General features: G+C 63.7%; 17 protein-coding genes. 16 read left to right on the forward strand and 1 reads right to left on the reverse strand.

The features are described from left to right. Positions 1–56: 56 nt before the first annotated feature. The 8 genes from G7Y29_RS01450 (at position 57) to rplL (ending at position 9,371) form a co-directional block, all read left to right on the forward strand. Positions 57–1,712, forward strand: coding sequence for a TIGR03773 family transporter-associated surface protein (locus tag G7Y29_RS01450; protein ID WP_196820163.1), 1,656 nt, complete (start codon positions 57–59; stop codon positions 1,710–1,712). After that, positions 1,709–3,253, forward strand: a complete 1,545-nt coding sequence (locus tag G7Y29_RS01455) for an anchored repeat ABC transporter, substrate-binding protein (RefSeq protein WP_165003438.1) — start codon at positions 1,709–1,711, stop codon at positions 3,251–3,253. The genes G7Y29_RS01450 and G7Y29_RS01455 overlap by 4 nt, the downstream gene beginning before the upstream one ends. Next, positions 3,250–4,110, forward strand: coding sequence for a choice-of-anchor M domain-containing protein (locus G7Y29_RS01460; RefSeq protein ID WP_249399774.1), 861 nt, complete (start codon positions 3,250–3,252; stop codon positions 4,108–4,110). The genes G7Y29_RS01455 and G7Y29_RS01460 overlap by 4 nt, the downstream gene beginning before the upstream one ends. Continuing rightward, positions 4,107–4,877 carry an anchored repeat-type ABC transporter ATP-binding subunit gene (locus tag G7Y29_RS01465; protein ID WP_165003439.1) on the forward strand — a complete coding sequence of 257 codons (771 nt, stop codon included), beginning with the start codon at positions 4,107–4,109 and terminating at the stop codon, positions 4,875–4,877. The genes G7Y29_RS01460 and G7Y29_RS01465 overlap by 4 nt, the downstream gene beginning before the upstream one ends. Continuing rightward, positions 4,870–5,760, forward strand: a complete 891-nt coding sequence (locus G7Y29_RS01470) for an anchored repeat-type ABC transporter permease subunit (RefSeq protein ID WP_165003441.1) — start codon at positions 4,870–4,872, stop codon at positions 5,758–5,760. The genes G7Y29_RS01465 and G7Y29_RS01470 overlap by 8 nt, the downstream gene beginning before the upstream one ends. Further along, positions 5,761–8,163 (forward strand): choice-of-anchor M domain-containing protein, encoded by a 2,403-nt coding sequence (locus G7Y29_RS01475; protein WP_165003443.1) that lies wholly within the window; start codon positions 5,761–5,763, stop codon positions 8,161–8,163. A 232-nt stretch (positions 8,164–8,395) separates the two neighbouring features. Further along, a complete protein-coding gene (gene rplJ / locus G7Y29_RS01480; RefSeq protein ID WP_165003445.1) occupies positions 8,396–8,917 on the forward strand; it encodes a 50S ribosomal protein L10 in 522 nt (173 codons plus the stop codon). Positions 8,918–8,981: 64 nt separating this feature from the next. Next, complete coding sequence (gene rplL / locus G7Y29_RS01485) at positions 8,982–9,371, forward strand: 50S ribosomal protein L7/L12 (RefSeq protein ID WP_165003447.1); 390 nt, start codon at positions 8,982–8,984, stop codon at positions 9,369–9,371. A 78-nt stretch (positions 9,372–9,449) separates the two neighbouring features. On the opposite strand, the gene G7Y29_RS01490 is transcribed toward rplL, so the two are convergent. Next, positions 9,450–10,241 (reverse strand): SDR family oxidoreductase, encoded by a 792-nt coding sequence (locus G7Y29_RS01490; protein ID WP_165003449.1) that lies wholly within the window; start codon positions 10,239–10,241, stop codon positions 9,450–9,452. A gap of 80 nt (positions 10,242–10,321) precedes the next feature. On the opposite strand from G7Y29_RS01490, the gene G7Y29_RS01495 reads away from it, so the two are divergent. From G7Y29_RS01495 to tuf, 8 genes are all read left to right on the forward strand, one after another. Continuing rightward, positions 10,322–11,821 carry a succinic semialdehyde dehydrogenase gene (locus G7Y29_RS01495; RefSeq protein WP_165003451.1) on the forward strand — a complete coding sequence of 500 codons (1,500 nt, stop codon included), beginning with the start codon at positions 10,322–10,324 and terminating at the stop codon, positions 11,819–11,821. Positions 11,822–11,868: 47 nt separating this feature from the next. Next, positions 11,869–12,843: a cell envelope lipid trafficking protein PgfA gene (pgfA, locus tag G7Y29_RS01500; RefSeq protein ID WP_165003453.1), complete on the forward strand. Its 975-nt coding sequence runs from the start codon at positions 11,869–11,871 to the stop codon at positions 12,841–12,843. Positions 12,844–13,146: 303 nt separating this feature from the next. Further along, complete coding sequence (rpoB, locus tag G7Y29_RS01505; protein WP_165003455.1) at positions 13,147–16,647, forward strand: DNA-directed RNA polymerase subunit beta; 3,501 nt, start codon at positions 13,147–13,149, stop codon at positions 16,645–16,647. Positions 16,648–16,720: 73 nt separating this feature from the next. After that, positions 16,721–20,719, forward strand: coding sequence for a DNA-directed RNA polymerase subunit beta' (locus G7Y29_RS01510; protein ID WP_165003456.1), 3,999 nt, complete (start codon positions 16,721–16,723; stop codon positions 20,717–20,719). A 430-nt stretch (positions 20,720–21,149) separates the two neighbouring features. After that, the gene (gene rpsL, locus G7Y29_RS01515; RefSeq protein ID WP_018017465.1) at positions 21,150–21,521 is read left to right on the forward strand and encodes a 30S ribosomal protein S12; all 372 of its coding nucleotides are present in this window, start codon (positions 21,150–21,152) and stop codon (positions 21,519–21,521) included. A gap of 5 nt (positions 21,522–21,526) precedes the next feature. Then, positions 21,527–21,994 carry a 30S ribosomal protein S7 gene (rpsG, locus tag G7Y29_RS01520; RefSeq protein WP_165003459.1) on the forward strand — a complete coding sequence of 156 codons (468 nt, stop codon included), beginning with the start codon at positions 21,527–21,529 and terminating at the stop codon, positions 21,992–21,994. Positions 21,995–22,239: 245 nt separating this feature from the next. Beyond that, a complete protein-coding gene (fusA, locus tag G7Y29_RS01525) occupies positions 22,240–24,360 on the forward strand; it encodes an elongation factor G (protein ID WP_165003461.1) in 2,121 nt (706 codons plus the stop codon). Between the two features lie 336 nt (positions 24,361–24,696). Next, a complete protein-coding gene (gene tuf, locus G7Y29_RS01530; protein ID WP_165003463.1) occupies positions 24,697–25,887 on the forward strand; it encodes an elongation factor Tu in 1,191 nt (396 codons plus the stop codon). Positions 25,888–25,977: the final 90 nt, after the last annotated feature.

The raw sequence follows: 25,977 nt of genomic DNA on the forward strand, positions 1-25,977 counted from the left end.
AAAGATTGTCATTAATATCCCTCTTGTTTTTCCAATAAGAAGGGGTTGAGAATTTCATGACGCTACGAATCGGCCGGTTGTTGCCGGTGAAACCGTTCACTGCGATGGCTTGCGCGGGATTGATCCTGTCTGCCTCCCCGGTAGTCCCCCAGGCATTATCGGAGACCGTTATCAATACGGCTACCGGCGCCTGCTCGCAACCTCTCCAGCCCATGGTCAAGGATGACCGTGTTGTGCCCGCTGAATGGAAGGACCCCGCATCCATCGAGTTCGGTTTGGGTGACGCCGCAAAGAAAGAACTTCCCGAGCAGGTAGGGCCCGTCCCCGCAGGCACGGTGTGGATGGTGGGCTCGACACAGGAAGCTGGCGTGCCATGGATCGGGGCGAACACTCAACACGAGTCGCTAGGTGGGAGCACCGAGGTCACCTGGAAGTTGACTGCTTTTGAGGGCCCGGGGGCGATGGTTGTGTTCACCCAGGGCGGACTCGGTCAGATCATGGGGGAGGAATGGTTCCAAGCAGCTGACGGGCACATGGAGGGCAGCCACACCATCCCCGCAAATTCACACGTCCATCCGTCCTGGGTGTTCAGCACCCCGGGTACCTACAAGGTCACGGTGCAGCAGACGGCGCATACCGGCAACGGCGATGTGACTGGGTCGTCGACGCTCACGTTCAACGTCGGCGGCACAGGAAACGCAGATAGCGGCCACTTCGACTTCGGCACGGTTCTCTGCGGGGCCGGTGGTACGGACTCTGTTAGAACGCAGCGTGAAAGTGGAGCACCGAATACATCGTCCGGTTCATCGTCCGGTTCATCGACGAATTATGCGAACCAAGGCGGTGCCTCTGCCATAGCATCACCCGCCGCCGCCAAACCGAACAACCAACCTGCTCCCGCCCTGGCCGACGGCGGGGACAAGAAGTGCACCCCGGGCATCAAGCCGATGGTCAAGGACGACCGAACGGTCCCCGCCCAGTGGAAGGACCCGGCCTCGCTCGTGTTCGGGCTCGGTGACGCTGCGAAGGCGAACCTGCCGCAGGCAGTGGGACCGGTTCCCGCGGGCCCGGCGTGGATGGTGGGGTCGACCCAGCAGTCTGGGGTGCCGTGGATCGGTGCAAACACACAGCACCCCTCCCTTTTGGGGAACACTACCGGGGAGGTGACCATGGAGCAGACGGGTTTTGAGGGACCCGGAGCGATGGTTGTGTTCACCCAGGGAGGTCTCGGCCAGATCGTGGGGGAGGAGTGGTTCCGCGCCGCCGACGGAAAGGCCCAGGGCACCCACACCATTCCCGCGAACTCGCACGTCCACCCGTCGTGGGTGTTCAGCAAGCCGGGCACGTACAAGGTAACGGTGCGTCAGACGGCGGCGTCGAAAAGCGGTGAAAAGCTCAGCGGATCGGCGACCCTAACCTTCAACGTAGGTGGCAGCGGCAACGCCAACGACGGTCACTTCGACTTCGGCGCCACATACGACCCGCAGGGCAGCTGCGCAGGTGGCGCGGCAGGTGGCGCGGGCAGCTCCAACGGAAGCAGCACCGGGGGCGAAACTGCCCGTGACGGCAACCTCGCGGAGACCGGCACCACGGTAATGACCCTTCCCTTTGCCGTGCTCGGGTTGGGAATCCTCGTCTTCGGCGCGGGCATGATCGCCCTCGATTCGCGTCTGCGCAACCGAATTCTCGGACTCACGGGCGGTCGGCAGTGAGAAAGGCAGCCGCTCTGTTCGCCGTATTCGCGGCGGCGGGGTTGGCGGCGTGCGGAACCGGGAATGCGGCGACTCTCGCCGACGACGGGCGCCTCAAGGTCGTCGCCTCCACGTCGATCCTGGCCGACGTGGTCGGCAACGTCGCCGGTGACGCTGCGGACGTGAGTACGCTGATGCCTTCCGGTGTCGATCCGCACACTTACGAGCCGCGTCTGCACGCCACACGCGACATCGCCTACGCCGACGCCGTGTTCACTAACGGGCTCCTGCTCGAGCCGCAATCGCTGACGCGCACCATCGATGCCACCGCGCGCCCCGGTGCCGCCGTGGTCAAGGTGGCGGAGGATGCGCAGCGCTACGGGTTCAACCCGATTCCGCTCGTGGAGGACGCGAGCCTGGACACGGTCTGGCTCGGCCTCAAAGTGGTCACCCGGGGAGATCTTCCCCCCACGACAGTTGCGGACTTCCGGCTCACCGCCGCGGACGGGCCAGGTGAGGCCTCCGCGTTCGTGCTGGGTACGTTCGGAACCCCGGAAGTGCTGCTCAACACGCGCGACGGTTTAGACACGTCGGACTCCACGACGTTGCCTGTCGACGCCCACACCCACGTCAGCTGGGCGTTTTCCGCGCCTGGGGTGTATCACCTCACGTTTGCTTCGGCCCTTCGCGACGCGGTCGCCGCGACCGACGTGCGCGAGGAAGTGGAGCAGACCGTCACCGTCGTTGTCGGCGTCGACGCGGCCCAGGCCGCGCCGGGCAAGCAGGTCATCGACCACGGGCACGTCGACATCGCTACCGTGCTCGAACCCGGGGCAAGCCGCATCGTGCTGCGTGGCGACGCCCCGCCCGACGCCGACCCAGGCGATGCCGTCGTCGTGGTGCCCAACACCACGCTCCAGCCGATCCCGCCCGAGCGTTCTTTCCGTTTCCTGGGCAACCCCGGCGACGAGACGTACCTGCTGCCGCAGGCGGTGCTCGGCCGCCACGTCCACGGTGAGCTTGACCCGCACATCTGGCACGACGTCGCCTCGATGAAGGCGGTGGTCAACGTGGTGCGGGACACGCTGAGCGCGGCGGACCCGGCGCATTCGGAGGTCTTCGACGCGAATGCCAAGGCCTATCAGGCGCAGCTCGACGAGGTGGACGCGGCGCTGCGGGCGGCGGTCGAGTCGGTGCCGGAAGCGAACCGCAACTTGGTGACCACCCACCACGGCTACTCCTACCTCGGCCGCGCCTACGGGATGAAGATCGCCGGGTTTGTAACCCCGAACCCCAGCGTGCAGGCCAGCCCGCGCGACCTCATGGCGCTGACCCGCACGCTGGAAAACCTCGACGTGCCGGCCGTGTTCCTCGAACCGGAGCTCCAAGGACGCTCGAACGAGCTGACCGAGACGGCGGCGCATTTGGGCATCCGCGTGTGCACTATCCGGGGGGATTCGCTCGATCCGCCGGGGGCGGGGCCCGCGACAACGTATGTGGACATGATGCGCGCTAACGCGGCGCAGATAAGCGAATGCCTGAAGGAAAGGACAACTCAATGAACCTGAAGTTAACCGCCGCGGTGTTGGCCGCCTCGACCATGCTCTGCGCTCCGCTCGCCACCGCGCAGGTCGCTGACCCGGATCCCGCGCTCCAGCAGCAGGTCTCGGCGGAAGAACGCATCGCGCCGGCGGGGGAGCGCACCGTGATTTCCCACGGCCACGCCGACCTGGGTGCGACTTACGTTGACGGCCAGCTCGTCTTCCTAGTGCGCGACGACTCCGAGGTCCCTCCTGTGTGGCGCCATCTCGACGACGTCGTCTTCCAGGTCGGCGACGAGGCTGTCCAGACCCTTCCCGAAACCGGGGATTTCGACTTCACCGGCGCAAAACCCGGTGAGAACGTCTGGGTTATCCCGCAGACCGAGGTCGCAGGCGTGCCTTGGCTGGGGTGGAACACGCAGGCTCCGGCGCTTCTCGAGCGCTCCAGCGCAGGCGTCAGCCTTGAATTCCGCGGCCACGACGGCCCCGGCGACTTCAGCCTGTTCCTTCAGCCTGGAGGTTTCCACCAGCCGCAGCAGCTGTGGAACTCGCGGCTCGAGGGCACCCAGCCGATGTGGGTCCAGCCGAACACGCACACGCACGCCAACTGGGTATTCACCGGACCGGGCGTGCACCTAGTCGGCGTCCGCGCCGTAGTGAAGGACAACGCGGGGCAGGTGCACACCGATGACCAGGTCGTGCGCATCGCGATTGGCACCGACCCCGCCGAGGCGTTTGACACCGAGTTCGCCGGGCCTGCGGCGGCGCAGCGCTCGACCAATCTGGTGGCGCTGGGTATCGCGCTCGCTGTCGGCGCGGTCGTCGTCGCACTCGCAGTCATCGCCGCGCTGCGTGCTTCCCAGAGGAGGCGCAAGTGAGCACTGAGCTTATCGACGCCCGAAACCTCACCGTCTCCTACTCCTCACGCCCCGTATTCACGGCGGTGGACTTCACTGCCGGCGGCGGTGAATTCGTAGGTCTGATCGGGCCTAACGGCGCCGGAAAGACCACGCTTATTCGCGCATTGCTCGGCCTGGTTCCCGTTTCGCGCGGCACGGTGGCTGTCGCCGGGCGAACCGGCGCGGCGGTGCGAGATGTCGTCGGTTATGTTCCCCAGCGACACGACGTCGCCTGGGATTTCCCGATCGACGTGCACTCTATGGTGCTCAACGGGACACTCGGGCAGCGGCCATGGTGGAGTCGGCCGAGCTCGGTCGAGCAAGAGGCAGCCCGCGAGTCGTTGGAAGCCGTGAACCTGAGCGATCTGCACGGCCGACCCGTGGGTGAGCTCTCCGGCGGCCAGCGCCAGCGCGTGCTCGTCGCCCGCGCCCTAGTGCGCCGCCCGCAGGTTCTGCTTCTCGACGAACCCTTCACCGGCCTCGACATCCCCTCTACCGAGCACCTCCTCGGGTTGTTCCGCGCACTTGTCAGCGGCGGCATCACCATCGTCATGTCCACCCACAACATCGTCGAGGCCGTCGATTCCTGCGACCGTCTCGTGCTGTTCAACGGCGCAGTGGTGGCGGACGGGACCCCGGCGGGTTTGACCGAACCGCAACCGTGGATCGATACCTTCGGCGTGGACCCGGACTCCAGGTGGCTGCGGTCGCTTCGCGCCCACGTTTCGGAGGTGGCGCATGCCTGAAATCAGCTTCCTCCAATTCCTCATCGACGTTGCCAACCCGCAGCTCGCATTCCTCCCGCGGGCGCTGATCGTCGCCGTCATCTCGGCTATTGTGTGCGCGGTCGTCGGATGTTACGTTGTGCTGCGCGGCATGGCATTCATCGGTGACGCGGTCGCTCACGCCGTCTTCCCAGGCATCGCGGTCGCGTTCGCGCTGCAGGTGTCTGTGCTTGCCGGTGGCGCGGTCGCTGGTGTGATCGTGGCGGTCGTGATCTCCGCGCTGTCTCAGCGCCGCCGCATCAAGGAAGACACGGTGATCGGCATCGTTTTCGCGGCCGCCTTCGCGCTCGGGCTCGTCCTGATCTCGCGGGTAGAGGGCTACACTGCGTCGTTAAGCTCTTTCCTCTTTGGCTCGCTGACCGGGGTCAGTGCCCAGGCGATTTGGATCAGCGCCACGACAGGCTTCGTCATCGTCGCAGTGATGGTGCTGCTGCGGCCGTGGCTCACAGCGGTTGCGCTCGACCGCGAAACCGCCCGCGCCATGAACCTGCCTGTCGCGGCACTCGACCTCGCCCTGTACCTGTGCGTCACCGCCGCGGTGGTGATCTCGGTGCAGACGATCGGCAACATTCTCGTTCTCGCGCTGCTGGTTACCCCGGCCGCCGCCGCACGCCTCTACACCGACAACCTGGGCACCATGATGGCACTCTCCGCCGCCATCGGCGCCGCGGGCAGCGTCGTCGGTGTTTGGCTGTCCTGGTCCTATGATTCCCCGACCGGTGCGACGATCGTGCTCGCCGTCACCGTCATTTTCACCCTCAGCTGGCTGTTCGCCCCGCGCCAGGGCGTCGTCGCGGAGAGAATCCGCCTCCGGCGGGCCCGCCCCATCAAGGAGATGATTTAAATGAGAAGCAAGATCCTCGCCGCAGCCTTTACCGCTGCCTTCGCCTGCGCCGGTGCACCAGCGGTCGCGCAGGCGCAGGAAGCAACCGGCCCTGTCTCGCCTGCTTTGACGGCCACCGGCCACAAGCCCGGGAAAGTCGGGTACGGTTTCGTCCTTCCGGAGGACACCACGTACAAGACCGTCGACGGGGACACCGTCAAGCATCCCTGCGCCGGCCGCAAAGTGATCTACCAGTCGCACAACGATGCCTTGTACGGCACCCGCATCAACGGCGACAAACTCGCCATCATGGCGGTCGACGGCCAGCAGGTGGTCTCCCAGGACTCGCTCTGCTACCGGCTCGCCCGAGACGCCAATGCCGCAGGCCAGGAAGTCTCGCGGATGGTCATTCCTGAGACGATGCCGTTCTTAGGCACACCCGGTGACACCGTGTGGGTCGCGCCGCAGTTCATTCCGTTCGCGGATCAGTGGCGCCCCCTCTGGTCCGGTATCGGTGCGTTCGATCCGGCCCACGAAGCCAACCCGGTTCCGACCAATTTCACGGACGAAAAATTCCACTTCGACTTGCAAAAAATCGACGGGCCCGGGGACGTCAACGTCTTCTTCAAGAAGTGGAACAACACCGCCGACCGCGTCTTCAGTAGTAACGAAGCGCAATACCAGTCTTTCACCTACAAGGTTGGCGCCCACGGCCACTTCAACTGGACGTTCTCCAAACCAGGCATCTACGCTCTGACCTGGCAGGGTCGCGCCGAACTCACCGACGGGGGTCAGGAACTTACCGAGCCGATTACGCAGTACTGGCTTGTCGGCGATGATCCGGACGTGGGGTTCAAAAACGGCACCACCAAAAACCTGAACCCGGTGACGCAGTATGTGGACGGCACCGCGCCTTCCTCACCTGCGCCTTCCTCTCCCGCGCCGTCTCCGTCCGCGAGCCTGAAACCGTCTCCCAGCCCCAGCCCCAGCCCGAGTCCCAGCCCGAGCCCCGAACCGAACCCTTCCTTACCGCCGGTCACTACACCGGAAACGACCGAGCCCGCTGACTCGAAACGCTGTGATGCGGAAGCCGCTCTGAGAACCAAGCCTGAAGCGTTCATTCAAAAAGGGCACATGGACCTGGCGCTCGAAGATGCGGCCGGAAAGATGCAGGCTCGACTTCACGACGACAGCGACACGAGCAATCCGGTTTCGCGTCAAAGCGGAACTTTCCTCTTCGAAGTGCCGGACGGAGCGAAAACGGATGTCCCCGCCAACCTCGGAGGGTCATTCCTCGGCGGTTACCCCTCGATCTGGGTCCTTCCGCAGGCCCAGGATTTCAGCCTCCCCTGGCTCGGATTCTCCACCACGGGGTTGAAGCCGGACAGTCTTAAAGAAGGCACGAAAGCCATTGTGACGATGGAGGACGTCACCGGGCCCGGACGGATCATGGCCTGGCACGAAGGAATTGCCGGCCTGGAGAAGGAGCTGGATTCGGACGACCCGACAGCATCTTTACCCTACGAGTTCAATGCCCACGACCACTTAGCGTTCGCATTTACCGAGGCGGGGCTCTACGCAGCCACCTTTGTGTACACCGGCACGACGAAGGATGGCCAGCCATTCCGTGAAGAGCTCCGGTCGAGCTTTGCTGTCGGTTCGAACGCGATCGGTACAGCGCATACCCACAAGAAGGACGGGTACGCCAACTTGGGTAGCGGTGATGACTGCACCGGGGACGTCAACCGCCCGTCCAACGACTCTGTTCCGGGCGCGCTGACCAAGGGCCTCAAGGAGATCGAAGGCGCCATTGTCAAGCTTGACAAAGATGCTGGCCCTCTCTTCACCCAGCTGCATAAGAAAGATGCCTCGGAAACACCCGGCGCCGCGGCAGTTTCGACGCCCGTTGCTCAACCATCACAACCTGCTCGTGCATCCGTGTCAGGTAACACGGGAAGTGGCGCGAGCCAATCCTCGATCCCGGCGGCGACCTCCGCACCAGCGTCCGCCCCGGCGGGCGGTTCGGGTGGCGCGTCCGGAGGCGGGGGCGGTGCACCTGCGGCAGTACCCAATAGTTCAGTCAGCTCTGGCAGCGGCGCAGACGTTCCGGCCCCGGCGGATGGGGCAGGGGCCGCTGACGCGCCCGCAGAAGAAGTCGCGGATGCTGGCGCAGAGGCGGGTGCGGCAACGGGCAGCGGCGGGATCATTTCCTCCATCGACGGCAACGGCCCTGGGTCCAAGCCCCAGCAGTACGAGGCTGCATCCCAGGGGATTACCGCCGGCGGCTTCTGGGCAGGGTTGACCTTCGGCATCGGAGCGATGGCGCTGATCGGCGGGTGTGTGCTGTTCGCAGCTGCGTGGCGGGCGTTGAAGCAAGTGCGATCAAAAGACGCCGATTTGGTGGCGACCCAGCCGATCGGCTAGGCTCACGAACCGAAGTTTGAACGGGGAGAAATATCCCCGAGCTCAAGTTTCACCGAAGACCGTCGGTCACTCGTCACAGAGTCGAAGGTTTCCCCTCCAGGGAACGGCCCACGCAGGAGAAACGAGGCCTACGTCGTGGCGCCCCGTGCTTCTGCACGGGGCGCTTTCGTCGTTAAGCGATCGTGCTCCGGGCGGATTGTAGGACGTTAATTATTGGAAGGAGGCGTGTGTCATGGCAAACCCGAAGAACACTGCTGAGCTTGCCGCTCTCAAGGACAAGTTCCAGGAGGCGAGCTCCATCGTCCTCACCGAGTACCGCGGACTGACCGTTGGTCAGCTGCAGGAGCTGCGCGGTGAGCTCGGTTTCGATGTCGAGTACCACGTCGCCAAGAACACCCTCGTCAAGATCGCCGCAAGCGAGAATGGCATGGAGGGTCTCGATGAACTTCTGACTGGCCCGACCGCCGTCGCCTTCATCAAGGGCGAGGCAGTCGATGCTGCCAAGATCATGAAGAAGTTCAACAAGGCTCACGACGCGTTCGTGATCAAGGGCGGTTACATGGACGGCAACGTCCTGTCCGCCGACCAGGTTGACGCCATCGCTGAGATGGACAACCGCGAGACCACCCTCGCCAAGATCGCAGGCGCTTTCCAGGGCTCCTTGGCCAAGGCTGCCGGCCTGTTCCAGGCTCCGGCATCCAAGACTGCCCGCCTCGTCGCTGCACTGCAGGACAAGCAGGGCGAAGCCGCTTAAGCGCACCCAGCTACACCCAACACCACAGGTCGCGTAAGCGGCCACCGAAAGAAAGGAAGCCACAATGGCTAAGCTGTCTAAGGACGAGCTCATTGAGCAGTTCAAGGAAATGACCCTCATCGAGCTTTCCGAGTTCCTGAAGGAATTCGAGGAGGTCTTCGACGTCACCGCTGCTGCTCCGGTTGCAGTCGCCGCTGCGGGCGCACCGGCCGGCGGCGAGGCTGCCGCTGAGGAGGAGAAGGACGAGTTCGACGTCATCCTCGAGAACGCTGGCGACAAGAAGATCGGCGTGATCAAGGCTGTCCGCGAGATCGTTTCCGGCCTGGGCCTGAAGGACGCCAAGGAAATGGTCGAGGGTGCACCGAAGGCCATCCTCGAGGGCGCCAACAAGGACGACGCCGAGGCTGCGAAGACCAAGCTCGAAGAGGCAGGCGCAACGGTTACCCTCAAGTAATCCTGCCGCTTCAACGAGTAAGCTCCCCCACCGCTTTCGGTGGGGGAGCTTTTCGCTTGTCGACGCCCTGCTGAAACGTTAGCCCACGAGAATCTTCGTCATGGCCCGCTTGAGAATGTCGGGGGAGAAGTCGGCCAGGCCCTTGAGGATCTTGTCAGGGACACTGACACCGTGGTGGACCATGAGCTTCTGGTAGAAGCTCGGGTCATCGAAAATCTTCTGCGCGACCTCGGCGACGTCGGCAGCCTCGAGGCGGACACCGAGCGTGCGGACGGAGCGGGCGTTGACTTCGGAGACCTTGGTCTTGGCCCACAGGGGTGCCAAGTCGTGGACGCGGATCTTGTCTTTCGCCCATTCGAGGCTCATGGCCTCCGTGAAACCCTTGACGTAGAACTTGGAGGCGGAGTAGGTGGAGATTTCCGGTTGCCCGTAGATAGCGGAGGCCGAGCCCATGGAGACCATGACGGAACCCTTGGTGCGCTTCAGGTACGGGTGGCAGGCGCGTGCGCCGTAGGTGACACCGATGCAGTTGATGTCGATGATCCACTGGATGCGGTCGGGGTCCTGCTCGTGAATCGGGCCGTCGATGATCACGCCGGCGTTGTTGAAGAAAGCGTCGAGCTGGCCACCGGTGTGGGAGGTGAAGTCTTTGAGCGCATTCTCCCAGTCGTCCCACTTCCGCACGTCAAGACGGCCGGTGATGAGCTGGCCCTCCTCTAGGTCGAGGTCATGGTGCCATTCGGTTTCCGCGACGTCGTAGACGCCGACGACCCATCCGTTCTCCAGCATCCGCTTCGCGGTCTCCATGCCGATTCCGGATGCTCCGCCGCTAATAAAAATTGATTTCTTTCGATTGAGTGTTTTTTCCATAAAACAAACTATAGATGTAGTGACGGTCACATGTATATGGTTATGGGGTAGAAATCTCAATCCGGAAGAAAGAGCACAAAATGTCTCAGGCAATTGCCCCCGAGCGCACCATGACCGACATCATCAATCCGGCGACCGGTGAAGTAATCACCACGGTTCCGGCCCACACCAAGGAAGAGACGAAGGTGGCCTTCGAAAAGGCTCGCCGCGCGCAGAAGCGGTGGGCGAAGACCAGCTTCCGCCAGCGCCGCAAGATCTTTCTCAAGCTGCACAACCTCGTGATCGACAACCGAGAGCGCATCATGGACACGATCCAGGACGAGAACGGCAAGAACCGCCTGAGCGCGCTCGAAGAAGTTTTGGACGTCGCCCTGACCTCGCGCCACTACGGCTACCGCGCCGAAAAGCTTCTCAAGCCGAAGGGTCGCCGTCCCGTCATGCCAGTTCTCACCTCCACCCGTGAGGAGTACGCACCGAAGGGCGTTGTCGGAATCATCGCCCCGTTCAACTACCCGCTTTCCCTGACGGTCTCCGATGCCATCCCGGCGATGCTCGCCGGGAACACGGTCGTGCTCAAGCCGGATTCGCAGACCCCGCTCTCCGCTCTGCTTGGCGCGGAGCTGCTCGCCGAGGCGGGGTTGCCGGAGGGCGTATTCAACGTTGTCACCGGGCGCGGATCTGAGGTCGGCCAGGCGATCATGCAGGAGTGCGACTACCTGATGTTCACCGGCTCCACCGCGACAGGACAGTCCCTGGCGGAGCAGGTCGCGCCCCGGCTGATCGATTACTCGATGGAGCTCGGCGGAAAGAATCCCCTCATCGTCGCCGACGACGCCGATGTCGATCGTGCCGTCGCCGGCGTGTGGCCCGCGTGCTTCGGCAATTCCGGCCAGCTGTGTATCTCCATCGAGCGCATCTACGTCCATCGCAGGGTCGCTGACGAGTTCATCCCCAAGTTTGTCGACCGCGTCAACCAGATCAAGGTCGGTGGCGGCCGCGGCTGGGACAACGACATGGGCTCGCTCATCTCCGTCGAGCACGCCGACACGGTGGAGAAGTTCGTCAACGACGCCGTGGAGAAAGGGGCCAAGGTGCTCACCGGCGGCAAGCGTCTGCGCGAGCTTGGCGACGCCTTCTACGCCCCGACCGTGCTCACCGACGTCCCGGAATCGGCGGACCTGCACCGCGGAGAAGTATTTGGCCCGGTTGTGTACATCGAGATCGTCGATTCCAACGACGAGGCCGTGCGCCGCGCCAACGACACGGATTACGGTCTCAACTCCTCGGTGTGGGCGAAGCCGTCGACAGGCAAGAAAATCGCTTCCAAGCTGGAGAGCGGCACCGTCAACATCAACGAAGGGTACGCACCCGCGTGGTCGGCGATCGACGCGCCGATGGGCGGCTGGAAAACCTCGGGAGTGGGCCGGCGCCATGGTGACGGAGGCATGACCAAGTACACGGAGTCCCGCAATGTGACCCAGACGCGTTTTATGAACCTGGTCAACAACGGCATCCGCAGCGACATCTGGGCTACCGCGCTGGCGACGTCGCTCAAACTCGGCCGCGACATCCTGCGATAGCAGGCGGCAACCTGCAAGGGGTCGGACATGCGATACAATCGGCCACCATGCTTCCCAAGTCCCGAATTCTGGCGGCCCTCCTCACAGGTCTCGGCATCGCCTTGATCGTCGGAGGGCTGCTGGCACCCCGCTTCCTGATCGGGGACGGCCGGCTCCCGCTGGACTTGGAGCACACCACGTGGACAATGTCCGACCCCGCCGGTTCCTACGAGGGGCAGACCCAGCCAGTCACGCGTCAGCTCCACATGGAGATCCAGAACCCCTCTAATAGCGACACCGCGAGCGTGCGGGTGGGGGAGACCCTGCGCGCGGGGACGTCGGAACGCGACTTTGACAACCTGGTCTCGGCCGGAACGTGGACTTTTTCCATGGACCGGGTCTCCGGAGAACCGACGGGGCCCTTAAAACTGTCCAACGTCATGATTCTCCCCGAAACCGAGGTCGCCGAGACAGGACCGTGGCTGAAACTTCCGGCCGGCGCCCAGCAGACTACCTACGAAGTGTTCGATTCCGCGCTTCGCGGCACCGCGCCGGCGGCATTTACCGGCGAGGAGGAGATCGCGGGCCGGACTGTTTACCGCTACAAACAGGCGGTGGCACCCACCAACCTCGCGCTGCGATACGCCGACATGCGCAACACTAAGACGCAGGTGGATGAGGAAGGCAACCAGACTCGCTCGTTCCTGTTCTACTCTGCCACCCGCGAGTTGTTGGTGGACCAGGTCTCCGGTCTTGTCGTCGGGATGAACGAGGACGTGGACTATTATTACGCCGGCGCGGACGGTAAACGGGTCGAAGACGTGTTGCGCTACGCGGGGGAGATGCCGCGCGAGCAGACCGCGGCGATGGTCGAACAGCTCGCAGGTGTGTTCTCTCAGGGGCAGTCGCGCACCGTGTCGGCGGCCGTCATGTCGGCCGGCGCGGTACTGACGCTGATCGGGCTCATTGGGGCGCTGCGGCCGGGACGTCGGCAAAACCGCAGGAACTCTGCAGCGGCGGAGTCGCCCGGCGCGCCACGATAGTGCGATGGGCGGCGGCGGGGTGGTAGAGTTCCCCGCGACGGCGGATCCTGTGCACCGACGGTGTTCAGGAAACAAGCGCATGTCTTTACAACCCGGGGACGATGGTATAAAGTCAATCGTTGCGCTGGAAGCCGTCTCTAGTCGCGCTGAAGAGCCTTGCCCGTCATTTTGCAAAAGATGATTTGACAAGGCGACTTTGTGCATTTCAGGGGGCGGGACTTCCACAGCTGACCGAATGCTAATTTATCCAGCGGAAACCCCGGATTTGCCCCGACTGAGCAGATGCCGCAAGGACCGCGTGAGGTGCTGGAAGGACCCAACTTGGCAGTCTCCCACCAGACCATGTCAATGGCCAATATCCCCGGAGCTCCCGAGCGTTACTCGTTCGCGAAAATCTCCGAGCCTGTAACCGTGCCCGGATTGCTGGACGTTCAGAGCGAGTCCTTTGCCTGGCTCGTTGGAACCCAGGACTGGCGCGAGCGCCAGCGCGCCGAGCGCGGTGACACCGCCCGCATTACTAGCGGCCTCGAGGACATCCTCGACGAGATCTCCCCGATCCAGGACTACTCGGGCAATATGAGCCTGTCGTTGTCCGAGCCCCGGTTCGAGGAAATCAAGTACTCGATCGATGAGTGCAAAGAAAAGGACATCAACTACTCCGCGCCCCTGTACGTGACCGCGGAGTTCATCAACAACGACACCCAGGAGATCAAGTCCCAGACGGTGTTCATCGGCGACTTCCCGCTGATGACCGACAAGGGAACCTTCATTGTCAACGGCACCGAGCGCGTCGTTGTCTCCCAGCTGGTTCGTTCGCCCGGTGTCTACTTCGACGAGACAATCGACAAGTCCACCGAGCGTCCGCTGCACGCCGTCAAGGTGATCCCGTCGCGCGGCGCGTGGCTCGAGTTCGACGTGGACAAGCGCGATACCGTCGGTGTGCGCATCGACCGCAAGCGCCGCCAGCCGGTCACCGTGCTGCTGAAGGCGCTTGGCTGGACCACGGAGCAGATTACGCAGCGCTTCGGCTTCTCCGAGATCATGATGTCCACCCTCGAGTCCGACGGCGTAGCCAACACCGACGAGGCACTGCTGGAGATCTACCGCAAGCAGCGCCCCGGTGAGCAGCCGACCCGCGACCTCGCGCAGTCCCTGCTCGAGAACTCCTTCTTCAAGGCGAAGCGCTACGACCTCGCCCGCGTCGGCCGCTACAAGGTTAACCGCAAGCTCGGCCTGGGCGGCGACCACGACGGCCTCATGACGCTGACCGAGGAGGACATCGCCACCACCCTCGAGTACCTCGTGCGTCTGCACGCGGGCGAGACCGAGATGACCTCCCCGACTGGTGAGATCATCCCGATCAACACCGACGACATCGACCACTTCGGAAACCGTCGCCTCCGAACCGTCGGCGAGCTGATTCAGAATCAGGTCCGCGTCGGCCTGTCCCGCATGGAGCGCGTTGTGCGCGAGCGCATGACAACCCAGGACGCGGAATCGATCACACCGACCTCGCTGATTAACGTGCGCCCGGTCTCCGCGGCGATCCGGGAGTTCTTCGGCACCTCCCAGCTGTCCCAGTTCATGGATCAGAACAACTCCCTGTCTGGCCTGACCCACAAGCGCCGCCTCTCCGCGCTCGGCCCGGGCGGCCTGTCGCGCGAGCGCGCCGGCATCGAGGTCCGAGACGTGCACCCGTCGCACTACGGCCGCATGTGCCCCATCGAGACTCCCGAAGGCCCGAACATCGGCCTCATCGGTGCGCTGTCGTCGTACGCACGCGTCAACGCGTTCGGTTTCATCGAGACTCCGTACCAGAAGGTCGTCGACGGCAAACTGACCGACCAGATCGACTACCTCACGGCTGACGAGGAGGACCGCTACGCCATCGCGCAGGCGGCCACTCCGATGGACGCCGAGGGCAACCTCACCGGCGAGCGTATCGAGGTTCGCCTCAAGGACGGCGACATCGGCGTCGTCGGTGCCCAGGGCGTGGATTACCTCGATATTTCCCCGCGCCAGATGGTGTCCGTCGCTACCGCGATGATTCCGTTCCTCGAGCACGACGACGCGAACCGCGCGCTCATGGGTGCGAACATGCAGAAGCAGGCTGTGCCGCTGTTGCGCTCCGAGGCCGCCTACGTGGCCACGGGCATGGAGCAGCGCGCCGCGTACGACGCGGGCGACACCGTGATCACCCGCAAGGCCGGCGTGGTCGAAGACGTCACCGGTGACTTCATCACCATCATGGACGATGACGGCATCCGCGACACGCACCTGCTGCGTACCTTCGAGCGCACCAACCAGGGCACCTGCTACAACCAGACCCCGATCGTGTCCGCTGGCGAGCGCGTCGAGGCCGGCCAGGTCATCGCCGACGGCCCGGGTACGAAGAACGGCGAGATGGCCCTCGGCCGCAACCTGCTCGTCGCCTTCATGCCGTGGGAAGGCCACAACTACGAGGACGCGATCATCCTCAACCAGCGCGTGGTGGAGGACGACATTCTCACCTCCGTGCACATCGAGGAGCACGAGATCGACGCCCGCGACACCAAGCTCGGCGCCGAGGAAATCACCCGTGAGATCCCGAATGTTTCCGAGGACGTGCTCAAGGACCTCGACGAGCGCGGCATCATCCGCATTGGCGCCGATGTCCGAGACGGCGACATCCTCGTCGGCAAGGTCACGCCGAAGGGCGAGACCGAGCTGACCCCGGAGGAGCGCCTGCTGCGCGCCATCTTCGGTGAGAAGGCCCGCGAGGTGCGCGACACTTCCCTGAAGGTGCCCCACGGTGAGACCGGTAAGGTCATCGCTGTGCGCCGCTTCTCGCGCGACGACGACGACGACCTGAGCCCGGGTGTCAACGAGATGATCCGCGTCTACGTCGCCCAGAAGCGCAAGATCCAGGACGGCGACAAGATGGCCGGCCGCCACGGCAACAAGGGTGTCGTGGGCAAGATCCTGCCGCAGGAGGACATGCCGTTCATGGCTGACGGCACCCCAGTGGACATCATTCTGAACACGCACGGTGTGCCCCGCCGTATGAACATTGGCCAGGTTCTCGAGGTCCACCTCGGCTGGCTGGCGCACGCCGGCTGGACCGTCAACCCGGATGACCCCGCCAACGCCGCGCTGCTGGAAACCCTGCCGGAGCACCTTTACGACGTGCCGCCGGAATCGCTCACCGCGACTCCTGTGTTCGACGGTGCCAGCAACGAGGAGATCGCGGGTCTGCTCGCGAACTCCAAGCCCAACCGCGACGGTGACGTCATGGTCGACCGCGACGGCAAGACCGTGCTTTTCGACGGCCGCTCCGGCGAGCCGTTCAAGTACCCGGTGTCCGTGGGCTACATGTACATGCTCAAACTGCACCACCTGGTGGACGAGAAGATCCACGCCCGTTCCACGGGCCCGTACTCCATGATTACACAGCAGCCGCTGGGCGGTAAGGCCCAGTTCGGCGGCCAGCGCCTCGGTGAGATGGAGGTGTGGGCGATGCAGGCGTACGGCGCCGCCTACACCCTCCAGGAGCTCCTGACCATCAAGTCGGACGACGTGGTCGGCCGTGTGAAGGTCTACGAGGCGATCGTCAAGGGCGACAACATCCCGGATCCGGGCATCCCCGAGTCCTTCAAGGTGCTGCTCAAGGAGCTGCAGTCGCTGTGCTTGAACGTCGAGGTTCTCACCGCCGACGGCACCCCGATGGAGCTCTCCGGCGACGACGACGACGACTACGACCAGGCAGGTTCCTCCCTCGGAATCAACCTCTCGCGCGACGAGGGTGCAGCGGCTGACACGGCCTAAACGCCAACGAACGCAACGCAAGAAACTATCCACACCGATCCTCCCCACGAGGGGGAGGTGAAAGGGAATTTACGTGTTTGACGTAAACCTCTTCGACGAGCTTCGCATTGGCCTGGCCACCGCCGACGACATCCGCCGCTGGTCCCACGGCGAGGTCAAGAAGCCGGAAACCATCAACTACCGCACTCTCAAGCCCGAGAAGGACGGTCTGTTCTGCGAGCGCATCTTCGGGCCGACCCGCGACTGGGAGTGCGCCTGCGGCAAGTACAAGCGTGTGCGCTACAAGGGCATTATCTGCGAGCGCTGCGGTGTCGAGGTGACCAAGTCCAAGGTGCGCCGCGAGCGTATGGGCCACATCGAGCTCGCCGCCCCCGTCACCCACATCTGGTATTTCAAGGGCGTGCCGTCCCGCTTGGGTTACCTGCTTGACCTGGCCCCGAAGGACCTGGAGCGCATTATCTACTTCGCGGCCAACATCATCACGTCCGTCGATGATGAGGCGCGTCACAACGACATGTCCACTCTCGAGGCCGAGATGCTCATGGAGAAGAAGGAAGTCGAGGCAGACGCCAACTCCGAGATCGCCGAGCGTGCCCAGAAGCTGGAGGAGGACCTCGCCGAGCTCGAGGCCGCCGGCGCCAACGCGTCGTCGCGCAAGAAGGTGCAGCAGGCCGCTGACAAGGAGATGACCCACATCCGCCAGGCCGGCGAGCGCGAGGTCGAGCGTCTCGACGAGGTGTGGCAGACCTTTGTCAAGCTCGCCCCGAAGCAGATGGTCATCGACGAGAACCTGTATGAGGAGCTCGTCGACCGCTACGAGGATTACTTCACCGGCGGCATGGGTGCCGAGGCAATTCAGACTCTTATCCGCAACTTCGACCTCGAGGCCGAGGCGGAGGAGCTTCGCACCATCATCGCCGAGGGTAAGGGTCAGAAGAAGATCCGCGCGCTCAAGCGCCTGAAGGTTGTCGCCGCGTTCCTGCGCTCCGGCAATGACCCGGCCGGCATGATCCTCGACGCTATCCCGGTCATCCCGCCCGAGCTGCGCCCGATGGTTCAGCTCGACGGTGGTCGCTTCGCCACGTCCGACCTGAATGACCTGTACCGCCGAGTGATCAACCGCAACAACCGCCTTAAGCGCATGATCGACCTCGGTGCCCCCGAGATCATCGTGAACAACGAGAAGCGCATGCTGCAGGAATCCGTGGACGCACTGTTCGACAACGGCCGCCGCGGCCGCCCGGTCACCGGCCCGGGCAACCGCCCGCTGAAGTCCCTGTCCGACCTGCTCAAGGGCAAGCAGGGCCGCTTCCGCCAGAACCTGCTGGGCAAGCGCGTAGATTACTCCGGCCGTTCCGTGATCATCGTCGGCCCGCAGCTCAAGCTGCACGAGTGCGGCCTGCCCAAGCTCATGGCACTTGAGCTGTTCAAGCCGTTCGTGATGAAGCGCCTGGTAGACAATGACTACGCGCAGAACATCAAGTCCGCCAAGCGCATGGTGGAGCGCCAGCGCCCCGAGGTGTGGGACGTTCTCGAAGAGGCCATCTCCGAGCACCCCGTGCTGCTTAACCGCGCGCCGACGCTGCACCGTCTGGGTATCCAGGCGTTCGAGCCGAAGCTCGTCGAGGGCAAGGCCATCCAGCTGCACCCGCTTGCCTGCGAGGCGTTCAACGCTGACTTCGACGGCGACCAGATGGCGGTGCACCTGCCGCTGTCCGCTGAGGCGCAGGCCGAAGCCCGCGTGCTCATGTTGTCGTCCAACAACATCCTGTCCCCGGCATCCGGCAAGCCGCTGGCGATGCCGCGCCTGGACATGGTCACCGGTCTGTACTTCTTGACGATGCTAAAGGGCGAGTCCGAGATCGGCGGCGAGGGCGCGTACGCCCCGGCCGACGAGAACCGCCCCGCGCGCGGCGTGTACACCTCCTACCGCGAGGCGATCATGGCTTACGACCGCGGTGTGCTCGGCCTGCAGGCCCCGATCAAGGTGCGCATCGACCACCTGCGCCCGACGCCGGAAATCGAGGCGGAGCAGTTCGCCGACGGCTGGGAGCAGGGCCAGTCCTGGCTCGCTGACACCACGCTCGGCCGCATCATGTTCAACGAGATGCTGCCGTTCAACTTCCCGTACCAGGAAGGTGCGATGGTGCGCAAGGGTGGCGGTTCCGGCAAGGTGCTGCTTGGCGACGTCATCCAGTCCATGGTGGAGAAGTACCCGATGATCACCGTCGCGCAGACGCTGGACAAGATGAAGGATGCCGGTTTCTACTGGGCAACCCGCTCTGGCGTGACCATCTCCATGTCCGACGTTCTGGTCCTCCCGAACAAGGTGGAGGTGCTCGAGCAGTACGAGCGCGAAGCTGAGGAGATCGAGCGCAAGTTCTGGGAGAAGGGTGCGCTGACCGAGGAGAACCGCTACGACCGCCTGGTCGAGCTCTGGCAGGACGCCACCAACAAGGTGGGTCAAGCCGTGGAGGACCTCTACCCGGACGACAACCCGATCCCGATGATCGTGAAGTCCGGTGCGGCCGGTAACATGCGCCAGATCTGGACCCTGGCAGGCATGAAGGGCATGGTCGTGAACTCGCGCGGCGAGTACATCACCCGCCCGATCAAGACCTCCTTCCGCGAGGGCCTGTCGGTGATGGAGTACTTCAATAACTCCCACGGTTCCCGCAAGGGCCTCGCCGATACCGCTCTGCGTACCGCCGACTCCGGCTACCTCACCCGTCGTCTCGTCGACGTGGCACAGGACGTCATCGTCCGCGAGGACGACTGTGGCACCCACCAGGGTGTCCGCGTGCCGGTGGCGCAGCAGGTGGGTGACAAGTGGGTTCGCGACGACCTTGTCGAGACCACGGTTTCCGGCCGAGTGCTCGCAGGCGACGCGAAGGACGCCGACGGAACTGTCGTTCTCGAAGCTGGTTCCGACCTGAACGAGGACAACGTCGACAAGCTTGTCGCCGCAGGCGTCGCCGAGGTCAAGGTCCGCTCCGTGCTGACCTGCCAGACCCCGACCGGCGTGTGCGCGAAGTGCTACGGCAAGTCTATGGCTTCAGGCCATCTCGTGGACATCGGCGAGGCGGTCGGCATCGTGGCGGCCCAGTCGATCGGTGAGCCCGGCACGCAGCTGACAATGCGTACCTTCCACCAGGGCGGTGTCGGCGGCGACATCACCGGTGGTCTGCCGCGTGTGCAGGAACTGTTCGAGGCGCGCGTGCCCAAGAACCGCGCCCCGATCGCCTCCGTCGCCGGCACCGTCACGCTGGAGGACGAGGGCAACTTCTGGACGCTGACCATCCACCCGGATGACGGTTCCGACAATGTCGTATACGAGAAGCTGTCAAAGCGCCAGGGCCTCGCGCAGGTCCGCCGCCCGATGGAGTCCAACCCGAATGCCATGATCGAGCGTTCGCTGCGCGAGGGCGACCGCGTTGAGGTGGGCGACCGCCTGCTGCGCGGTGCGGCTGACCCGCACGACGTGCTTGAGATTCTCGGGCGCCGCGGTGTCGAGAAGCACCTCATTGATGAGGTGCAGGCCGTGTACCGCACCCAGGGTGTGTCCATCCACGACAAGCACATCGAGATCATCATCCGCCAGATGCTGCGTCGCGGTAACGTCATCGACTCCGGTGACACGGACTTCCTGCCGGGTACCTTGGTGGATCTCGCCGAGGCACGCCAGGTCAACGCGCAGACGGTTGCCGACGGCGGCCAGCCGGCAGAGATGCGCTCGGAGATCATGGGTATCACCAAGGCGTCGTTGGCTACGGAGTCGTGGCTGTCCGCGGCCTCGTTCCAGGAGACCACGCGCGTGCTGACCGACGCCGCGATCAACAAGCGCTCCGACAAGCTGATCGGCCTGAAGGAGAACGTGATCATCGGTAAGCTGATTCCGGCTGGCACGGGTATCTCCCGCTACCGCAACATTCAGGTCAAGCCGACAGAGGCTGCTCGCTCCGCGGCGTACTCGATCCCGACGTTCGGGGATTCGATCTACGGTGACGACGGCTACGGCGAGTTCACCGGTGCCTCGGTGCCGCTGGACGAGTACGGCTTCGATCAGATGTAGCTCGCGCAAGAATCAGGGCCTGATTCCGATCTCGCATCGGGGTCAGGCCCTTGTTTTTGGCTCAGGTGCTCGACGCCCGCGCCCATATACGAGCAAACACTTGCTTCCGTCTGCTCCAAAACAGGGTTGAGCATGTGAAAGGGCTCGCTCGCCCCCTCTGTATCGAGTCTGGCAGCCCAGCCAACGCGGATGGATCTCGGGGATTCCAGCCCGGATTTGCTTCTACGAACCGGCGTCCTGTAACGTCCATACGGATTTCGCGCGCACGCACTGTGCGAAGCGAAACTTGAATCCCCCGTGTCCCCCGCGGTTGGTGGTTCGCGCAGACGGAAGGGCCCCGAAAAAGAGCCCCCATTTTTGCGTGTTCAGCCACTGACGCACCGGCACAATGAAAAACGTCACTGACCTTTAGAGATACGAAGGACTGTTAATGCCAACTATTCAGCAGCTGGTCCGCAAGGGCCGCCACGATAAGCGCACCAAGGTCGCCACGGCGGCCTTGAAGGGCTCCCCGCAGCGCCGCGGCGTGTGCACCCGTGTGTACACCACCACCCCGAAGAAGCCGAACTCGGCTCTCCGCAAGGTTGCCCGCGTGCGCCTCACCTCCGGCATCGAGGTTTCCGCCTACATCCCCGGCGAGGGCCACAACCTGCAGGAGCACTCCATGGTGCTCGTGCGCGGCGGTCGTGTGAAGGACCTGCCGGGTGTGCGCTACAAGATCATCCGCGGTGCGCTGGATACCCAGGGCGTCAAGGACCGTAAGCAGGCTCGTTCCCGCTACGGCGCAAAGAAGGGACAGTAATTTAAATGCGTAAGCAGCAAGCTCCGAAGCGTCCCGTTGTCAAGGACCCGGTCTACAACTCCGAGGTCGTCACCCAGCTGGTGAACAAGATTTTGCTGGACGGCAAGAAGTCCACCGCAGAGCGCATCGTCTACGGCGCTCTCGAGATCTGCCGGGAGAAGACCGGCACCGATCCCGTCGGCACCCTGGAGAAGGCGCTGGGCAACATCCGCCCGGACCTCGAGGTCCGCTCCCGCCGCGTCGGCGGCGCAACCTACCAGGTCCCGGTCGAGGTCAAGCCCGGCCGCTCCAACACCCTCGCTCTGCGCTGGATGGTTACCTTCACCCGCCAGCGCCGCGAGAACACCATGATTGAACGCCTCGCCAACGAGATCCTCGATGCCTCCAACGGCCTCGGCGCATCCGTCAAGCGTCGCGAGGACACGCACAAGATGGCCGAGGCGAACCGCGCCTTCGCCCACTACCGCTGGTAGTAGCCACAGAGTGCGTATCTTCAGCCAACCCGGCCGCCAGCCGCGGCGCATGTCCGAGAACTCCATACTGGTGTGATCTCGGCGGCGCGCGGCAGGCGCCCGGGTTTCGCGTATTAACGCGGTCGGGCTGACGAAGCGCGCAACTAATGGCAGAATTGACAAAGGTAAATATCCACACAGGCGTTACCGGCAGGCCCGGCCAGGTAATCGGAAACGCCGACAACACTTAAGTTGGGGTAATAAACGTGGCACAAGAAGTGCTTAAGGATCTGAACAAGGTCCGCAACATCGGCATCATGGCTCACATCGACGCCGGTAAGACCACCACCACCGAGCGCATTCTCTTCTACACCGGTATCAACCGCAAGGTCGGAGAGACCCACGACGGTGGCGCGACCACGGACTGGATGGAGCAGGAGAAGGAGCGCGGCATCACCATCACGTCCGCCGCTGTCACCTGTTTCTGGAACAACAACCAGATCAACATCATCGATACCCCGGGCCACGTCGACTTCACCGTCGAGGTTGAGCGCTCCCTGCGCGTGCTCGACGGTGCCGTCGCCGTCTTCGACGGCAAAGAGGGCGTCGAGCCCCAGTCGGAGCAGGTTTGGCGCCAGGCCGCCAAATACGACGTCCCGCGCATCTGCTTCGTCAACAAGATGGACAAGCTGGGCGCAGACTTCTATTACACCGTTCAGACGATCATCGACCGCCTCGGCGCCAAGCCCTTGGTCATGCAGCTGCCGATCGGTGCCGAAGACGACTTCGACGGTGTTGTCGACCTCGTCGAAATGCGCGCCCTGCTGTGGCCGGGCAAGGTTGAGACCGGCACCCCGCCGCAGATCCAGGAGATCCCGGCTGAGCTGCAAGAAAAGGCTGAGGAGTACCGCGAGAAGCTGCTCGAGACCGTGGCCGAGTCCGACGAGGCTCTTATGGAGAAGTACTTCGGTGGCGAGGAGCTGACCGTCGACGAGATCAAGACGGCCATCCGCAAGATGGTGGTCAACTCGGAGGTGTACCCGGTCTTCTGTGGCACTGCTTACCGCAACAAGGGCGTTGAGCCGCTGCTTGACGCTGTCATCGACTTCCTCCCGAGCCCGCTCGACATCGGAGAGGTCCATGGCACGTCCATGGACGGCGAGATCGACATGACGCGTAAGCCGTCCGTCGAGGAGCCGTTCTCGGCCCTCGCGTTCAAGATCGCGGTTCACCCGTTCTTCGGCAAGCTCACCTATGTGCGTGTCTACTCCGGCCAGGCAATTCCGGGCGAGCAGATGCTCAACTCCACGAAGAACAACAAAGAGCGCGTGGGCAAGCTTTTCCAGATGCACGCGAACAAGGAGAACCCGGTCGAGCACGCCGACGCCGGCAACATCTACGCCTTCATCGGCCTGAAGAACACCACCACGGGCGATACGCTGTGCAACCCGGACCACCCGATCATCCTCGAGTCCATGGACTTCCCGGACCCGGTTATCCAGGTGGCCATCGAGCCGAAGACCAAGGCTGACCAGGAGAAGCTGGGCACCGCGATTCAGAAGCTCGCCGAGGAGGACCCGACCTTCACCGTCAAGCTCGACGATGAGACCGGTCAGACCGTCATCGGCGGCATGGGCGAGCTGCACCTCGATGTCCTGGTCGACCGCATGAAGCGCGAGTTCAAGGTCGAGGCGAACATCGGTTCCCCGCAGGTTGCTTACCGCGAGACCATCCGCAAGAAGGTGGAGTCCCTGGACTACACCCACAAGAAGCAGACCGGTGGTTCGGGCCAGTTCGCGAAGGTCATTGTCTCCATCGAGCCCTACAACCCGGACGCAGCCGAGCTCGAGGACGGCGAGTCCGCGACCTACAAGTTCGTGAACGCCGTCACTGGCGGCCGCGTTCCGAAGGAGTACATCCCGTCTGTCGACGCCGGCATCCAGGACGCTATGCAGTACGGCTTCCTCGCTGGCTTCCCGCTGGTGAACATCCAGGCAACCCTCGAGGACGGCGCGTACCACGAAGTCGACTCCTCTGAAATGGCATTCAAGATGGCCGGCTCCCAGGTCCTCAAAGAGGCCGTTGCCAAGGCGAAACCCGTTCTGCTCGAGCCGCTCATGGCCGTCGAGGTCGTCACCCCGGAGGAGTACATGGGCACCGTCAACGGTGACATCAGCTCCCGCCGCGGCCAGGTCTACGCCATGGACGACCGCTCCGGCGCGAAGGTGGTCAAGGCCAAGGTGCCGCTCTCCGAGATGTTCGGCTACATCGGTGACCTACGTTCCAGCACCGCGGGCCGCGCGAACTTCACCATGGTGTTCGACTCCTACGCCGAGGTTCCGCAGAGCGTCGCACAGGAGATCATCGACGAGCGTAACGGCAAGTAGCCGTTGACCCTCGGGGTGCCTGCCCGCTGTGCCAGGGGCCGGCACTCCCCCCGGGGAGTAGCGGTTGAGCTGAGGCACGACCCGATCGGTGCCGTGTCTGAGCCAGCCGTTACTCTCTAGGTGGATCTGATTGTTTGGATCGCCGCAGCCGCCGAAAACCCTAAAAATCAGGGGCCCGTCGGTTTGAAAAACGGTCTTGATAAATCTAGGATCATGTAACTGGCACATTGTGAAATGGCCATTGTCGCCGTGCCTCGCAGGGGGTAGGCGGCAAGGCAAAAGTAAACCACGTGGCTGCGAAGGTCGTAGCCACCATGAAGTCCAGGAGGACATACAGTGGCAAAGGCTAAGTTTGAGCGTTCCAAGCCGCACGTAAACATCGGCACCATCGGTCACGTCGACCACGGCAAGACCACCACCACGGCTGCCATCACCAAGGTGCTCGCTGACGCTTACCCGGACGAGAACACCGCTTTCGCGTTCGATGCCATCGACAAGGCTCCCGAGGAGCGCGAGCGCGGCATCACCATCAACATCTCCCACGTGGAGTACAACACCCCGAAGCGCCACTACGCTCACGTTGACGCCCCGGGCCACGCCGACTACATCAAGAACATGATCACCGGCGCAGCTCAGATGGACGGCGCCATCCTCGTCGTTGCCGCTACCGACGGCCCGATGCCGCAGACTCGTGAGCACGTGCTTCTCGCTCGCCAGGTCGGTGTTCCCTACATCCTCGTTGCGCTGAACAAGTGCGACATGGTTGACGATGAGGAAATCATCGAGCTCGTCGAGATGGAGGTCCGCGAGCTGCTCGCAGAGCAGGATTACGACGAGGACGCTCCGATCACGCACATCTCCGCACTCAAGGCTCTCGAGGGCGACGAGAAGTGGGTCCAGTCCGTGCTCGACCTCATGCAGTCCTGCGACGACTCCATCCCGGACCCGGTCCGCGAGACCGACCGCGACTTCCTCATGCCGATCGAGGACATCTTCACCATTTCCGGCCGCGGTACCGTTGTTACCGGCCGTGTTGAGCGTGGCGTTCTGAACCTCAACGACGAGGTTGAGATCATCGGCATCCGCGAGAAGTCCCAGAAGACCACCGTCACCTCCATCGAGATGTTCAACAAGCTTCTCGACACCGCTGAGGCCGGCGACAACGCTGCACTTCTTCTCCGTGGCCTGAAGCGCGAGGACGTCGAGCGCGGCCAGGTTGTCATCAAGCCGGGCGCTTACACCCCGCACACCAAGTTCGAGGGCTCCGTCTACGTCCTTTCCAAGGATGAGGGCGGCCGCCACACCCCGTTCTTCGACAACTACCGTCCGCAGTTCTACTTCCGCACCACCGACGTGACCGGTGTTGTGAAGCTGCCGGAGGGCACCGAGATGGTCATGCCGGGCGACAACGTCGACATGTCCGTCGAGCTCATCCAGCCGGTCGCTATGGACGAGGGCCTGCGCTTCGCAATTCGCGAGGGCTCCCGCACCGTCGGCGCTGGCCGCGTCACCAAGATCCTGGATTAATTTCCGGAATCTGGCTGACACCAGTTAAGTAAGGCCTCCACCCCGCAAGGGGTCGGAGGCCTTCTCTGCGTTCAGGGTAAGGTTGCTGGA

This window comes from Corynebacterium qintianiae (assembly GCF_011038645.2).
Taxonomy (GTDB): domain Bacteria; phylum Actinomycetota; class Actinomycetes; order Mycobacteriales; family Mycobacteriaceae; genus Corynebacterium; species Corynebacterium qintianiae.

Bases quoted from the DNA above. Each gene is read 5' to 3' on its own strand.
- G7Y29_RS01475 (WP_165003443.1), top strand. From the start codon at position 5,761: ATGAGAAGCAAGATCCTCGCCGCAGCCTTTACCGCTGCCTTCGCCTGC.
- rplJ (WP_165003445.1), top strand. From the start codon at position 8,396: ATGGCAAACCCGAAGAACACTGCTGAGCTTGCCGCTCTCAAGGACAAG.
- G7Y29_RS01490 (WP_165003449.1), bottom strand. From the start codon at position 10,241: ATGGAAAAAACACTCAATCGAAAGAAATCAATTTTTATTAGCGGCGGA.
- pgfA (WP_165003453.1), top strand. From the start codon at position 11,869: ATGCTTCCCAAGTCCCGAATTCTGGCGGCCCTCCTCACAGGTCTCGGC.
- G7Y29_RS01460 (WP_249399774.1), top strand. From the start codon at position 3,250: ATGAACCTGAAGTTAACCGCCGCGGTGTTGGCCGCCTCGACCATGCTC.
- rpsL (WP_018017465.1), top strand. From the start codon at position 21,150: ATGCCAACTATTCAGCAGCTGGTCCGCAAGGGCCGCCACGATAAGCGC.
- rplL (WP_165003447.1), top strand. From the start codon at position 8,982: ATGGCTAAGCTGTCTAAGGACGAGCTCATTGAGCAGTTCAAGGAAATG.
- G7Y29_RS01450 (WP_196820163.1), top strand. From the start codon at position 57: ATGACGCTACGAATCGGCCGGTTGTTGCCGGTGAAACCGTTCACTGCG.
- G7Y29_RS01495 (WP_165003451.1), top strand. From the start codon at position 10,322: ATGTCTCAGGCAATTGCCCCCGAGCGCACCATGACCGACATCATCAAT.
- G7Y29_RS01470 (WP_165003441.1), top strand. From the start codon at position 4,870: ATGCCTGAAATCAGCTTCCTCCAATTCCTCATCGACGTTGCCAACCCG.
- rpsG (WP_165003459.1), top strand. From the start codon at position 21,527: ATGCGTAAGCAGCAAGCTCCGAAGCGTCCCGTTGTCAAGGACCCGGTC.